Source organism: Sorangium sp. So ce385 (assembly GCF_051474135.1).
Lineage (GTDB): Bacteria > Myxococcota_A > Polyangia > Polyangiales > Polyangiaceae > Sorangium > Sorangium cellulosum_D.
Genome location: NZ_CP150337.1, coordinates 7,690,278 through 7,703,938, shown reverse-complemented (window position 1 = coordinate 7,703,938; position 13,661 = coordinate 7,690,278). Strand labels below are relative to the sequence as shown.

At 73.9% G+C, this 13,661-nt stretch carries 14 protein-coding genes; 6 read left to right on the top strand and 8 right to left on the bottom strand.

The features are described from left to right. The first annotated feature begins 245 nt into the window (after positions 1 to 245). Together WME83_RS27915 and WME83_RS27910 are read left to right on the top strand one after the other, a co-directional pair. Positions 246 to 1,034: an SDR family NAD(P)-dependent oxidoreductase gene (locus WME83_RS27915; protein WP_437312739.1), complete on the top strand. Its 789-nt coding sequence runs from the start codon at positions 246 to 248 to the stop codon at positions 1,032 to 1,034. A gap of 198 nt (positions 1,035 to 1,232) precedes the next feature. Further along, positions 1,233 to 1,589 carry a hypothetical protein gene (locus WME83_RS27910; RefSeq protein ID WP_437312738.1) on the top strand — a complete coding sequence of 119 codons (357 nt, stop codon included), beginning with the start codon at positions 1,233 to 1,235 and terminating at the stop codon, positions 1,587 to 1,589. Positions 1,590 to 1,738: 149 nt separating this feature from the next. Here WME83_RS27910 and WME83_RS27905 read toward each other — a convergent pair whose 3' ends face one another. Further along, positions 1,739 to 2,515: a hypothetical protein gene (locus WME83_RS27905; RefSeq protein ID WP_437312737.1), complete on the bottom strand. Its 777-nt coding sequence runs from the start codon at positions 2,513 to 2,515 to the stop codon at positions 1,739 to 1,741. Between the two features lie 245 nt (positions 2,516 to 2,760). Between WME83_RS27905 and WME83_RS27900 the strand changes: the two genes are divergently transcribed. After that, positions 2,761 to 3,282, top strand: a complete 522-nt coding sequence (locus tag WME83_RS27900) for a DUF2243 domain-containing protein (protein WP_437312736.1) — start codon at positions 2,761 to 2,763, stop codon at positions 3,280 to 3,282. On the opposite strand, the gene WME83_RS27895 is transcribed toward WME83_RS27900, so the two are convergent. From WME83_RS27895 to ybaK, 3 genes are all read right to left on the bottom strand, one after another. Continuing rightward, complete coding sequence (locus WME83_RS27895) at positions 3,271 to 4,488, bottom strand: serine/threonine-protein kinase (protein WP_437312735.1); 1,218 nt, start codon at positions 4,486 to 4,488, stop codon at positions 3,271 to 3,273. The genes WME83_RS27900 and WME83_RS27895 overlap by 12 nt on opposite strands. Positions 4,489 to 4,692: 204 nt before the next feature. Then, a complete protein-coding gene (locus tag WME83_RS27890) occupies positions 4,693 to 5,517 on the bottom strand; it encodes a hypothetical protein (RefSeq protein ID WP_437312734.1) in 825 nt (274 codons plus the stop codon). A 127-nt stretch (positions 5,518 to 5,644) separates the two neighbouring features. Beyond that, positions 5,645 to 6,133 (bottom strand): Cys-tRNA(Pro) deacylase, encoded by a 489-nt coding sequence (ybaK, locus tag WME83_RS27885; RefSeq protein ID WP_437312733.1) that lies wholly within the window; start codon positions 6,131 to 6,133, stop codon positions 5,645 to 5,647. 31 nt (positions 6,134 to 6,164) lie between these two features. Between ybaK and WME83_RS27880 the strand changes: the two genes are divergently transcribed. Together WME83_RS27880 and WME83_RS27875 are read left to right on the top strand one after the other, a co-directional pair. Beyond that, entirely contained in the window at positions 6,165 to 7,457 is a 1,293-nt protein-coding gene (locus tag WME83_RS27880; protein ID WP_437312732.1) for an ABC1 kinase family protein, read from the top strand. A 141-nt stretch (positions 7,458 to 7,598) separates the two neighbouring features. After that, on the top strand, positions 7,599 to 8,327 hold the full coding sequence (locus tag WME83_RS27875) for a hypothetical protein (RefSeq protein WP_437312731.1): 729 nt from the start codon (positions 7,599 to 7,601) through the stop codon (positions 8,325 to 8,327). 36 nt (positions 8,328 to 8,363) lie between these two features. Here WME83_RS27875 and WME83_RS27870 read toward each other — a convergent pair whose 3' ends face one another. From WME83_RS27870 to WME83_RS27860, 3 genes are all read right to left on the bottom strand, one after another. After that, positions 8,364 to 10,055 carry an ATP-binding protein gene (locus tag WME83_RS27870; protein WP_437312730.1) on the bottom strand — a complete coding sequence of 564 codons (1,692 nt, stop codon included), beginning with the start codon at positions 10,053 to 10,055 and terminating at the stop codon, positions 8,364 to 8,366. Beyond that, positions 10,048 to 11,610, bottom strand: a complete 1,563-nt coding sequence (locus tag WME83_RS27865; RefSeq protein ID WP_437312729.1) for an ATPase domain-containing protein — start codon at positions 11,608 to 11,610, stop codon at positions 10,048 to 10,050. The genes WME83_RS27870 and WME83_RS27865 overlap by 8 nt, the downstream gene beginning before the upstream one ends. A gap of 69 nt (positions 11,611 to 11,679) precedes the next feature. Beyond that, the gene (locus tag WME83_RS27860) at positions 11,680 to 12,606 is read right to left on the bottom strand and encodes a hypothetical protein (RefSeq protein WP_437312728.1); all 927 of its coding nucleotides are present in this window, start codon (positions 12,604 to 12,606) and stop codon (positions 11,680 to 11,682) included. A 148-nt stretch (positions 12,607 to 12,754) separates the two neighbouring features. Here WME83_RS27860 and WME83_RS27855 point away from each other — a divergent pair, with 148 nt between their 5' ends. Next, positions 12,755 to 13,279: a hypothetical protein gene (locus WME83_RS27855; protein WP_020737493.1), complete on the top strand. Its 525-nt coding sequence runs from the start codon at positions 12,755 to 12,757 to the stop codon at positions 13,277 to 13,279. 94 nt (positions 13,280 to 13,373) lie between these two features. Here WME83_RS27855 and WME83_RS27850 read toward each other — a convergent pair whose 3' ends face one another. Then, entirely contained in the window at positions 13,374 to 13,616 is a 243-nt protein-coding gene (locus WME83_RS27850; RefSeq protein ID WP_437312727.1) for a hypothetical protein, read from the bottom strand. Positions 13,617 to 13,661 lie beyond the last annotated feature (45 nt).

Below are 13,661 nucleotides of genomic sequence, written 5' to 3'. Positions count from 1 at the left end.
GTCGTCCGCCGGGGAGACGAGCCCCAAAGCAGAGGTTGCGCGCCCCACATCCGCGCATCGCGCACCGCTGGACATCGCGCAGGACGCTGGAATCGCTTCCCTTTTCGCCGCGTCCTTGGCATCGTCGCGGCCCGCTCTGCGCGCACGGCGGTGCCCGAGGGCGGTTGTCCTTCTTTTATCTCGGCATGGCGAGCGCCGGAGCCGATCACGGCGGCGTCGATCACCTTCGCGAGAGGATGTGCGGCATGGGAGCTTTGAAAGACAAGGTCGTCATCGTCACGGGCGCGAGCGCGGGCATCGGCAGGGAGACGGCCGTCGCGCTCGCGGCCGAGGGCGCGAAGGTCGTCGCGAGCGCGCGGCGCGAGGCGCAGGGGCGCGAGCTCGTGGCCGAGGTCAAGGACCGCGGCGGGGAGATCACCTGGGTCACCGCCGACATGCGCGTCGAGCGCGACATCGAGGCGCTCGTGGACGCCGCGGTCTCCACGTATGGCCGCCTCGACGGCAGCTTCAACAACGCGGGCTGCGCCCTGATCGCGCCGCTCGCCGAGACGACCAACGACGACTACGACTTCCTCGTCGACACCAACCTTCGCGGCACCTTCTGGTGCATGAAGCACCAGATCAAGGCCATGCTCGCCGGCGGCGGGGGCTCCATCGTCAACTGCGCCTCGGTGGCCGCGTCGCGCTTTTATCCCGGGCTCGGCGTCTACAGCGCCTCCAAGGCGGGCATCGTCGCGCTCACGCGCAACGCCGCGGTCGAGTACGCGCAGAAGGGCATCCGCGTGAACGTGGTGAGCCCCGGCATCATCGAGTCGGAGATGTCCACGACCCACTTTCGCCTCGACCTGCCCCAGGGCCGCGCCTTCGCCTCGTCGCTCCACGCGATGAACCGCGTCGGCAAGCTCGAGGAGGTGGCCGCGACCGTCGCGTTCCTCCTCGGCGACAAGGCGTCGTTCATCACCGGCCAGGACCTCGCGGTCGACGGCGGCAGCCTCTCGGCGGCGTGGCCCGTGAACTACGCGGGCGGGGGCTGAGCCGCGCCCAGCGCGCGCGCTGAGCCGCGCTCCGCCGCGACCGCCGCGGCCGATCGACGCCGGGCGTGGGGATGGCCCCGCGCGGCGCGGCCGGCGTGAGCGGCCGCTCGCCGGCGCGCGCCGGCACCTCGCGTGCACGCAGCGGGTCGGAGCGCGCGTGTGCGGGGGATGCACGGCGCGCGGCGATGGAGGGGAACCATGGGGCGCGATGACGAGGGGCGGCCCGAGCCGCAGGCGCAGGGCAAGGGGCGCGTCGACGAGGTCGATCAGTCGAAGGGGATCTTCCGGCTCGACGGGCCGCATCCCAAGGACGCCGAGCTCCGCGCGCCGGGCACGCTCGGCGGCGGTCCTTACGAGGAGTCCGGGCGCGGCGGCCCTGCGGGCTCGCTCGAGCCGCGGGACCCCAGCCTCGCGTCCGCGGGCGCAGCGGCCCCGCCGGAGGAGCCGCCGGCGCAGGACGGCGACGCGGCCGACGAGGCGCGGCCGGTGGCGGGCGCGCTGCCGCAGCACGAGGAGCGAAGCGCCGAGGAGCGCAGGGCCGCCGGGCAGGGGTAATCAGGGCTAACAGAGGGTAGTGGTCAACTTTGCCCGGGGGAGAGTCCACATGAAGGCGGGAAGGCGGGAAGATCATTCATGTTTTCTTCCCGCCTTCCCGCCTTCATGTTCAAATTTGACCACTACTAACAGAGGGGCGCCTCGCGCGCTCAGCGCGGGGCCGCGGCGCTCGCGACGCCGAGGGCGACGTATTTGCTGAGGGTGCCGAGCACACCCATCTTGTCGCGGAAGTTCTTCATGAGCCGGTCGGGCAAGATCAGCTCGTCGAGCAGCATGCCGCCGAGCGCCGACAGCGCGCCGGTGAGCGGGCTGCTGCGCTTCCCGGTCGCGTCGAGCGCCTTCTCGTAGCCGATGCCCCAGGCGAGCAGGCCCCCGGCGAGCACCGCGATCCCGGCGGGCGTGACGACCGGATCGAACCGGTCGCTCGCCCGGCGCCCCCCGAGCCCGACCGCCGTGGCCATGGCGTTCATGGAGGCCCAGGGCGACCCGCGCCTGAGGGTCGACGCTGCCATCATCGTGCACATCGTCGCCGCCGTCATCGCGGCGCCGGTCCGCAGCCCGCGCGTGACGATCTCGCTCATGCGGGCCCCCTGCTGAGGGCGCTGCGCCGCCGCGCGGGGCGCTTCGGGCGGCAGGGCCGTCGCCTCGGGCGGCAGAGCGCTCGCGCGACCCGGCGGAGACTCCACCTCGGCCGGCACGGCCGTCTCGGGCGGCAGGGCGCTCGCCTCCGGCGCAAGGGCGGTTGTCTGGACAGGGGGAGACATCCCCTCCGAAGGGGGGACCAGCGCCGTGGGCTGGTCGGCTTCCGTACCCCCTTGTCGGCCCACATGGAGATAGTCCTCGCGACCATCATGGTAGGTGTAAGGGACCGGCTTGGGACCCTGGTGCTCCGGCTCCGGCGTTCCTGCGGCGCGTTCCGGGTTCATTCGATTCTCCATCTGACACCTTTCGACGATTTCTTCGAAACCTAGGATCGGCGGCGGTGCCAACTCCGTGCCAGCTCCGTGTCGGCCAGTCCACGTGGCCGGGACACCGCCCCGGGCGCGGTCGACCCGGGCTCCCGCGGTCGCATGGACGCACGCCGTGCCGTCCCGCTGGCCCGGCCGATCCGCCCTCGCCGGCGCGCGGCCGTGGTTTGGCCCTCGCATGGTGCTGCGCCCAGGAGGATCCCATGAGCACGGCGCGCCCGCTCGATCTCGACACTTCCAAGGGGACATCGCGCGGGGTGAAGACGGCCGGCGTGCTCTTCGGGTTGGGCGCGGGCGGGCTCATCGATGGAATCCTGTTCCATCAGCTCCTGCAGTGGCACCACCTGATCTGCTTCAGCTGCCATCCGGGCGCGACCATCGACGACGTGCGGAGGAACATCTTCGCAGATGGCCTGTTCAGCGTTGTCGCATTCGGTCTCACCGTGGCAGGAGTCAGCAAGCTCTGGGGCGCGCTGCGCAGCGGCGGCGCCCTGCTGCCGGGGCGGCTCCTGCCCGGCGCCGCCGCCGTGGGCTGGGGGCTGTTCAACCTGGTCGAGGGGGTGATCGATCATCACCTCCTCCAGATTCACCACGTCCGTCCAGGGCCAGGCCAGCTGGGTTGGGATCTGGCCTTCCTCGCGTCCGGGGGCTTGCTCGTGCTCGGCGGCCTGCGCCTGATGCGCGCGGCGCCCCGCGGCGCGCGTGCCGGGCTGTCAGCGGGATGAGGGGGCGCGGCGGGGCGGGGGCAGGCGCCGGGCCGGATCGCCGGCGCGGTCGGCGGCGTCGAGCGACACGTCGCGCGCTTCGGTCACGGCGGCCGCCGTGAGCGGCAGCGGCACGGCGAGCGTGGTCATCGGGTCGCCCTGCGCGACGGCCCCTTCGCCCTCGGCGGCAGAGGTCATGTCGAGCGACGCCGTGGTCTCGCCCCCCGGGGCCGGCGCGGCCGCCTCGATCGAGCTGCCGAGCGGCTCGCCGCCGGGCCACGCCAGCGCGGGGGACGGAGCGCTCGACGCGGGCCCGCTCGCGCGGCGCTCGGCCTTCATCATCGACGGGTCGAGCGCGGTGCCGCCCGTGAGCAGCGGGCGCATCGCCGCCAGCATGGCCGCGGCGCTCGGGTAGCGCGCCGAGGGATCCAGGGCGAGCGCGCCGTGGATGACCGCCGCGACCTCGACCGGGACCCACGGGGCGATCTCGTGGAGCGGCAGCGGCGGCGTGCTGCAGATCGTGTAGACGAGCTTCCCGAGCGTGCCGACCTGCTGGTACGGGGCGTGGCCGGCGAGGGCGCAGTAGAGGGCGCTGGCGAGCGACCAGAGGTCGGTGCGGTGATCGACGTCGCGGCCGCACTGCACCTGCTCGGGCGACATGTACAGCGGCGAGCCGAGCACGCTGCCGGTGTGCGTCAGCCCCGTCGTGTGCGCCATGGCCAGCGGATCGGCCAGGATCTTGGCGATGCCGAAGTCGAGGATCTTGACCGTGAGCGACCCGTCCGGGCGCCTCGCGAGGAAGAGGTTCGCCGGCTTGATGTCGCGGTGGACGATGCGCGCCTCGTGCGCCTTCTGCAGGCCCGCGAGCGCCTGGGCGCCGATGCGCAGCACCACGTCGGGCGGGAGGGGCCCGACCGCGTCGATGCGCTGCTGGAGGTCCTTCCCGTGGAGGCGCTCCATCGCGATGTACGAGGTGTCCGTCTCCTCGTCGGTGCCGGCGTCGAGCACCTGCACGATGTGCTCGCTGTCGATCGCGCTCGCCGCCCGCGCCTCGCGGCGGAGGCGCTTCACCCCCTCGCTGCCGGGCAGGAGGTGGCGCGTGCTCATGACCTTGACCGCGACGCGCAGCTGCGTGGTCGTGTGCTCCGCCTCGTACACGGAGCCCATCCCCCCCTGGCCGAGGAGGCGCACGAGCTTGTATTTGCGGTCAATCGTCTGGCCGATCAATCGCAGTGCAGCCTAGCGAAGCGACCCTGGTGCGGCAACGACGTCTCCCGTGGACGGGCGCGCCGCCGGCGCCCTGGCGAGACACGTGCGAGACACGTGCGAGACACGTCAACAGCGCTCACCCTCTCGACCCGTGCGGCGCTCTGGAGGTGGGTCGCCGAGCCGGGGAGATGGGTTTCGGCGCGGCGCCGCGCTCCCGCGCCATCACCGCTCCGCCCGCGCGGGGCTGCCCTCGCCCCACGCCATCTGCGCGAGGCGGTGCAGCAGGGACAGCGAGGGCGGCTGCACGCCCGCCTCGCGCGACGGGAACGCGCACGTCAGCTGGACCACGGCGAACGGCTCCCTCCTGGCGATGAGCAGCTCGCAGTGGCCGCTGAACGCCGCGGGGCTCCGGGGCCAGGCGGGGGGGGCGAGCGAGAGCCCGTCGGGGAGCTCCGCGAGCGCGCGCCCGAGGTCGTCGAGCTCCTCGGGCGCGAGGCGCCGCTCGCGCGGCTCGGCCGCGCCGCTGCCGCCCGGGTGGAGCAGCGCGTGCCCGATGGCCTGCGAGCGGAACGGGCCGTCGGAGGACGGCGAGAGCGAGAGCTCGACCTTGACCCAGCGGCGCCCGCCGCCGGCCGGCGCGATGCCTTCGAGGACGAGGAGCCAGTCCGGCGCCGGCCGGCGCGCCATCGCGCGCCTCGCCCAGCGGCGCAGCGCGTGGGGCTGCGCCCAGGGGAAGAGCCCCGCGTGCCACGCGCGGAACGCGAGCTCCTCGCGGTACGCCGCGCCCGGGAGCCACGATCTGGCCGCCCCGAGCGACTCCCACACCGCGAGCCCCGCCGCGAACGCCGGGCCCACGCTGATGCACTGGACCAGCCCGGGGATGCAGGCGGCCGCCGCGGCGAGCACGGCGCCCCCCGCCGCGGCCGACGCGACGAGCTGGACGGCCCCGAGCCCGAGCTCCCACGGGTGGCTGCCCTGGCACAGCTGCCGCAGCTCGGCGGTGGTCAGCTCGCTCGGGTCGCGCACGTCGCAGGCCGCTCTGGTCATATCCCTCGTCGCCGCCCCGGGCTCGGCCCGGAGCCGAGCCGTGCCAGCATACCGCGATCCGGCGGCGCGCGCCGTCAATCTGCGTCGCCGCCGGGGACGTCAATCTGCGTCGCCGCCGGTGGCGGCGTCAATCTGCGTCGCCGCCGGTGGCGGCGACGATGGCGCCGACCGCGGCCTTCGTCGCGCGCAGGTAGTCGCCGGGGGCGACGAGGATCTGGGTGCCCCGCACGCCGGCCGAGATGGAGACGACATCGAAGAGCTCGATCGTCTCGTCGGCATAGACGGGATAGGCCTTCTTCGCGCCGAGCGCCGTGACCCCGCCGCGGATGTAGCCCGTGAGCGGCTGGACCTCCTTGAGGGGCACGGTGTCGACCTTCCGGTCTCCCGTGAGCCGCGCGATCGCCTTGAGGTCGAGCTGGGCGTTGCCCGGCACCACCGCGAAGCAGACGCCGTGGCGGTCGCCGCGCGCCACCAGCGTCTTCCACACCTGCTCCGGCGGCAGGCCGATCTTCCTGGCCACGGTGCTCGCGGTCAGGTCGCTCGGATCGACCTCGTAGGTGCGCAGCTCGTACGGGACGCCGAGGCTGTCGAGGATGCGCGCCGCGTTGGTCTTCATGCGGGGCATGCTATACGCGCCGGCCGGGCCGATGACGACCGAGAAGAAGCTCCCCGAGGGCCGGCTGAACCGCTTCGTCCGCCTCGCGGGCCTCGGCGCCCGCGCGGGGGCGGCGCACCTCCTCGCGCGGCGGGGCGACGCCGCCGCGGACGCCGCGGCGCACGTCGCCGAGGTGCTGGGCACGATGCGCGGGCTCGCCGCGAAGGTCGGCCAGATGGCGAGCTACGTCGACGGCATCATCCCGGAGCCGCAGCGCGCGGCGTACGAGGCCGCGCTGCGCTCCCTCCGCGCCGCCGCGCCGGCGTCCTCGCCCGCGGCCGTCCGCGCCGTCGTCGAGGAGGACCTCGGGGCCCGGGTCGACGAGCTCTTCGCGGCGTGGGACGACGCGCCGTTCGCGAGCGCGTCCATCGGCCAGGTGCACCGCGCGGCGCTCGCGGACGGGCGCGAGGTCGCCGTGAAGGTCCAGCACCCGGGGATCGACCGGGCGCTCGCGAGCGACCTGGAGAACGCCGGCATGATCCAGGCGATGGTGGGCGCGGTGGCGCCCAAGGCGCTCGACTCGAAGCGCGTGCTCGAGGAGGTCAGGGCGCGGTTCCTCGAGGAGCTCGACTACACCCTCGAGGCGGAGCGACAGCGGTATTTCGCGGGCGTGCACCGCGGCGATCCGACGATTCACATCCCCGAGGTCATCGCGTCTCGCTCGTCGCGCCGCGTGCTCACCGCCGAGCTCGCGCGCGGCGCGACGCTGGAGGAGGCCGCGGCGCGCGACGAGCGCACCCGGCGCGCGCACGCCGAGGCGCTCTGGCGGTTCGTCTTCAAGGGCAACCTCGTCGGCGGGATGTTCAACGCGGATCCGCACCCGGGCAACTACCTCTTTCACGCGGACGGCCGGGTCACGTTCCTCGATTTCGGCTGTGTGGAGCCGCTCGACGGCGCGCGGCTCGAGCACGGGCGCGGGATGCACCTCGCGGCGCTGCGGAAGGACGAGGCGGCGTTCGCGCGGCACGCGGCGCTGATCCTGGGGACGCGGGGCGGGCGGTTCGAGGAGATGTCGCTCGCGTACACGCGGCGGTGCTTCGAGCCGCTGTTCAGCGCGCCGTTCCGCGTCACGCGGGCTTACGTGACGAGCCTCGTGGAGGGCGTGAAGGCGATCAAGGAGCAGATCCTGGTGAAGGACAGCGGGTTCGTGCAGCTGCCGCCGGGGATGGTGTTCTTGAACCGGCTCCAGTTCGGGTTCTACTCGGTGCTCGCGCGGCTCGACGTGGAGGTCGACTACGCCGCGGTCGAGCGGGCGTTCCTGCGGGAGGCGGGGCTGCTCGAGTAAGGCCTTCGGCGCGTGCGCGACCCGGCGCGAGCGGCCGCTGGCGGGGCGCGTCGGAGAGCGGCTCGACGGCTTCTGCCGGGAGCGCTCGGCGCTATAAGGGGCGGCCGCGGCCCTCGATCGGGGCAGGCCTTGGAGGGTCACATGAACAGACTCGCTCATCGAAGCACAATCGCCGCGCTCGCCGTGCTCGCCGCCGCCTGTGGCGGGTCGTCGGACGACGCGCCCGACGACGGGAGCGGCGGGACGACCTCCGGCGGGGGCGGCGGCACGACCGCCTGCACGGGGACGACCGCGCCGGAGGGCGAGATCCTGGCGCTCGAGATCGTTGAATGGAACCAGGACGCATCGGCGCTGCGGGTCTCGTTGGTCCTCAGGAATCAGGATACGTTGCCGCTGCCGGTGACGCCGGAGAGCTTCTCCGTGACGAGCACGGATGGGTTCTCGCTCGGCTGGGTGCCCTTTCGATGGATCACGAATCCGTGCCCGGCGGTGAATCTGCCGTCCTCGGGCTCCTTGCGCTGCGAGATGGGCTTCAGCAAGAGCGCCGAGCAGGAGCCGGCGCGGCTGGTGTTCGCCGCGCTCGACGGGCGCCAGATCGAGGCCCCGTTTCCCGCCGAGGCGCCCATCACGTCGGACAACTTCTGCTCGCACGTTGAATTCGAGGGGTATTGCGCGGAATGCCTCACGGGTGCCGAGCCGCTCGGGTCCTCCTGCTCCTCGGACGACGACATCGAGCACTTCTATACCTTCATCAGTTCCGGGGGGGATTCTTGTCCTATCGGTGTTCCCGCGCTGAGCGCGACCTGCTTCGACGCGCTGCTCGAGTGGGTGCGCGGCGAGTGCGCGGAGGACTGCGGCTTTCACCCGTGACCCGCGAGGCGCTCGACCGCGAGGGCGCGCCTGCCCTCAGCCGCGCCGTCGGGCGAGCTGCTCGACGACCGCGGTGAGCCGCTCCGGCTCGATCGGCTTGGCGAGGTACGCGGCGAACCCCGCCGAGAGCGCCCGCGCCTGGTCGTCGTGGCGGGCGTACGCCGTGAGCAGCGCGGCCGGAAGCGGCCGGTCGCCCCGCGCGCCCTCCAGCGCCCTCAGCCGGCGGAGCAGCTCGTAGCCGTCCATCCCCGGCATGCCCAGGTCGCTCAGCAGCACCTGCGGCCTCTCCGCGGGGCTCGCCGCCGGCTCCAGCGCGTCCAGCGCCGCCTGGGGCGAGCCGACGGCCATCACCTCGGCCCCCTGCGCCTCCAGCGTGCAGACCAGCACCTCCCGCGCGTCGCCGTCGTCCTCGACCAGGAGCACCCGGACCCCCTCCAGCGGCCGCGCGGCTGCGGCCGGCCCGGCTCCGGCCCGCGCGGCGGCCGCCTCCCGCGGAGCCGCCGCGGCCGGCCAGGCGGCGCGGGATCCGGCGTCGCGGGGCACGGCGTCGGCCAGGGGGAGCGCCACCGTGAACACCGCGCCGCGCCCCTCCCCGGGGCTGTCCGCGGACAGGGTGCCGCCGTGCAGCTCGACGAGCTGGCGGCAGATGGCCAGCCCGAGCCCGAGCCCCCCGTGCCGGCGCTGCGTCGCCGCGTCGCCCTGCCGGAAGCGCTCGAAGATGTGCGGCAAGAGCTCGGGGCGGATGCCGCGGCCCGTGTCGGCGACCTCGATGCGGACCTCGCCGCCGTCGCGCCGTACCGAGAGCCGCACCTGCCCGCCCGGCGGGGTGAACTTGACGGCGTTGCTCAGCAGGTTCCAGAGCACCTGCTGGATCCGCTCGGGATCGACGCGCGCCCGGCCGAGCCCGGCAGCGAGCGCCGCGTCGAGCTGGATGCGCCTGGCCTCCGCCGCGGGGCGGACCACCTCGACCGCCGCCTCGGCGATCTGCGCCAGATCCACGTCCTGCAAGCTCAGCCGGAGCTTGCCCGAGGCCATCCGCGCCAGGTCGAGCAGGTCCTCGACGAGCCGCGACTGCGCGCGGGCGCAGCGCTCGATCGCGAGGCGCCCGCGCGCCACCTTCCGCGCGTCCGCAGGATTGCCGGTGAGCTGGTGGGTCCACAGCAAGATCGCGTTCAGCGGGGTGCGGAGCTCGTGGGACACGTTCGCGAGGAACTCGTCCTTGACCCGCGATGCGTCCTCCGCCTGCTGCCGCGCCGTCTCTGCGGCCTGCCGCGCGGCCCGCTCGCGCTCGACGAGGTCGCGGACCTCGAGCTGCCGCCGGCGGGCGCGGAGCGCTGCCTGGACGGCCGTCACCAGGGTCAGCTCCCGGACCGGCCGCTCCAGGACCGTCAGGTTGCCGGCCGAGCGCAGCGCCGCGACGGCCTGCGCGCTGCGGGGCGCGAGCGGCTCCGCGCCGGCCAGCAGCAGGACGGGCACATCCGACCACGAGGGCTGCGCGGCCAGCCCCGCGAGCAGGGCCGACACGGCCATCGGCGAGAGCGCCTCCTCGGTCAGCAACGCGGCGCCGGCGCCGTCCAGCAGGCCTCTCGCGAGCTCGTCCCCGTGGCCGCACGGGGCGGCCTCGATCCCGGCCCGGACGAGGACCTGGCAGAGCAGCGGTGTGTCCCGCCCGACCGGCGCCAGCACGAGGACGCGCTCGCTGCAGGTCGCGGCGCCGCCGTCACCCACCGCCGCCGTCCTCCTCGCCTGGCGCCTGGCGCCCGCCGCCGTCTCGGCGCGGATCCAGGTCGGCAGGCACCAGATTCCCGCTGAGGATGCTGTGCAGGTGCCGCAGCGGCTCCTCCCCGACATGCACGCCCCGGGGGCTGATGCTGAGCTCCCGGATCGTCGTGTCGTGCTCGCCCTGGCGCTTTTTGACGGCCGCCAGACACCGGCGGATGCGCCCGTCGGACTCGAACATTTGAAGGACGATGATCGAGTCCGACAGATAGCTGACGTCCACCGGCTGTCTGGACCCGATGCCCATCAACCACTCATGGGACGTGACCAGGATCGTGAGCACCCCGCTGCGGTTCAGGAAATTGAGCAGCTCGTGCATCTGCACCGGAAGCATCGACGTGTCCGCCATCGCGTTGAAGTACGCCATGAGGCTGTCGATCACGATGAGCCTGGCCCTGCGGTCTTCCACGGCCGCGCGGACCTTGTGCGCGAACTCGCCCGGGGTGATCTCGGCCGTCCTGACCTGCTCGATCGTCAGCCGGCCGCTGTCCAGGTGGGACTGGAGGTCGAGCCCCACGTTCGTCGACCGCGCCTTGAACGTCTCCGGGCGCTCCTCGAGGAGGAAGACGGCGCCCCCCACGCCCGCCCGGGCGGCCGCCTCGGCGTAGACCGCGGCGAGCGTGCTCTTGCCGGAGCCGGCCGGACCGATGAACAAGCAGGTGGTGCCGTGCTCCAGCCCGCCTCCGAGCAGGTCGTCGAGCGGCCCGAGGCCGCTTCGAATCTGCCGGAACTCGTCGTAATCGTCGGAGTGGCGCATCCCGAGGCGCGGATAGACCACGATCCCGCCTGTCTGGATCCGGAAATCATGGTATCCGCCCTGGAACGGGACGCTGCGCACCTTGAGCACCCGGAGGCGCCGGCGGACCTCGCCGTAGTCCGGCGCCCTCTGCTCCAGGTAAATCGCGCCGCCGGTCAGGCTGTAGAACTCGGCGCTGCCGTGGCGGTCCAGCTCCGGCTCCAACGGCCCTTCGCCGACGAACAGCGTCGTGCACCCGTACCCGGCCAGGAACTGCCGCAGCGCCACCATCTCTCGGTGGAACCGCGACCTGCTGCCCGCCAGCAGGCCGAGCACGCCGATCGAGTCGAGCACGACGCGGCAAGGCCGCGTGTCCTCGACCGCTTGGCGCAGCCGCCGGGTGAGCTCGCCCAGCTCGACCTCGGCCGTGTGCAGGACCGTCTGCTCCGGGGCGAGCTGATCTGCGATGTCGCCGAGCGACAGGTCGTGCACGGCCACGCCCTCCAGCGACCACCCGTGCGAGCGAGCGATCGCCTCGAGCCCTCTCTTGGTCTGGGCGAGCGTGATGTACAGGCCGCTCTCGCCGGCCCTCTCGCCGGCGAGCAGGAATTGCAGCACGAGCGTGGTCTTGCCGGTCCCGGAGCCGCCCTGGACGAGGTGCACCTCTCCGCGCGGGAAACCGCCTCTCAGGATCTCGTCCAGACCGTCGACACCCGAGCTCGCCTGTTCATGGCGGAGCTCGGTTGGATGGTTCGATTGACGCCCCATCCGGGCAATATGGGTTGCCCTCCGGTGCGTGTCCCACGGGCACGGGGCCGGTGGGCTCGGGAGGACGCTTCAGCGCGGGCGGCGGTCGTGGAAGAGGAGCATCTCGATCGTGCCGGCCTCGCGGAGCCACGGCTGGTCGTGCGGGCCCGGCAGGACGCGGAGCGTGTGGGGGATCGATCGCTTCGCGAGCTGCGCCGCGAGGGCGGCGTTCGCGTCGTGGAACGGGTCGCCCTTGCTGGTGAGCAGGTGGAGATCGCGCGGGCCGGCCGCGGCGACGGCCCTGGCGAGCCGGTCGGCGTAGGCGGGGGCGCGGTGGGCGCTGATGGCGGACTGCACGCCGCCCCAGGCGCCGAAGAGCTCGGGCCTGCGGAGGAAGACCTCGATGCCGACGAAGCCGCCGAGGGAGCAGCCGTCGAGCGAGGTGCGGGCCGCGTCGTCGAACACGGGCGCCTCGGCGCGGGCGCGGGGCAGGACCACCTCGGCGAGCCAGCGCGCGTAGCCGTCGAGCGCCGCGGCGGGGTTCGGGGCCTTGTGGACGTTGGGCGTGTACGGGCACGCGACCGCCAGGCCCCGGAACGGCCGCGCCGCGAGGGCGGCGTTGACCTCGGCGAGCCGCGCGTCGGTCCAGTCCTTGCGGCGCGACGCGCGGCCGAGCGGCGGGCGGCGGAGCCGCTCGTAGGAGGACCCGAGGCCGTAGCGCTCGAGCCACGCGAAGGCGCCGAGGCGCTCGTCGCCGGTCTCGCCGAGGCCGTGGAGGAGCACGAGCAGCGGCACGCGCTCGCCCGGGGCGAGGTGCCGCGGGACGAGCAGCGTGAACCGCCGGCCGAGGGCGCGCTCGCCGGGGACCTGGAGGTCGCGGACGTCGAAGGCCGGCGGGGCGGCGGGCGCCGGAGGCGGCGGCGCGGCGGAAGGGGCGCCGGCCGGGTCGGCGAGGGCGGCGCGCGGGGCGAGGGCGGCGGCGCAGAGGGCGAGGAAGGGGCGCCGGGGGAGGAGCATGCGGGGAGTGTCGCAGCTCGGCTGCTCCGGGCCAGCTCGTCGGGGCTCCACAGGGATCTCGCGGGTCTCCGGCGGCTGACAGGAAATGACCGAGGCGCGCCGGACGGGGTGGACGCGGCGCGTGCCGAGCGGGTACATCGGGGCGCCCATGGCCACGACGCACGACGCGACCGACGAGACGCACGACGAGGTGGGGCAGGCGCGCCCCGTTCGCCCCGAGGACCAGGACCCGAAGCTGTGGAGGGGCCAGGGGTGGACGGCGCGGGTCATCAAGAACGAGGACGACGACGGGTGGGCCGTCGAGATGACGTGCGACGGCCAGAGCGAGCCCTCGCTGGTGGGGCCGTGGACGATGGGGCGCGACAAGAAGAACCCGAAACCGCTCGACGCGAGCGCGTTCGCCACGCTGGTGAAGACGGCGAACGAGGTGCTGGCGCGGCACGTCCAGCAGCGCCGGGCGCAGCTCCACCGGAACGTGACGGTGGCGGTCGAGGGCGGCGCGCGGGTGCGGGTGGACCTCGACGTGGTGCCCGACGAGGACGACCCCCACGCGATCCTCACCGTGCACGACGCCGCGGGGGAGGTCGTGTCGCGGTCGCGGGTGCCCGCCGACTTCAAGCTCACCACCGAGAGCGCGCGCAGGTGGCTCGAAGGGGGCGTTCCCGAGGCCTGACGGGCGCGCAGCCGGTCGTGCGCCCTTCGCCGGTCACGCGCCCTTCGAGGTCGCGAACGACGGCCGCGAACGAGAGGGCCGCCGAGCGCCGGGCTCAGCCGGAATGGCCTGTCGTCCAGGCCGGCGGATCGCTCGCCGGGAACGACTCGTCCGACGCCTCGTCCTCCGGCTCGACCGGCGCGTCCGGCGCCTCGCGCGGCGAGAGCGCGCCCCCGCGGTCGACCGGCGTCTCCGGGATCCGCTCCTCGCGCGCCTCCTCCGGCTGCTCGGAGCCGGCCGCGGCGCCCTCGGGCGCTTCCGGCTGTCGCTTCACCGCCGCCTTTTTGCTCCTTTCCATGCGTCCCCTCCGCCGCTCCGGTGCCCTCCTCGACAGCTGGAGCCG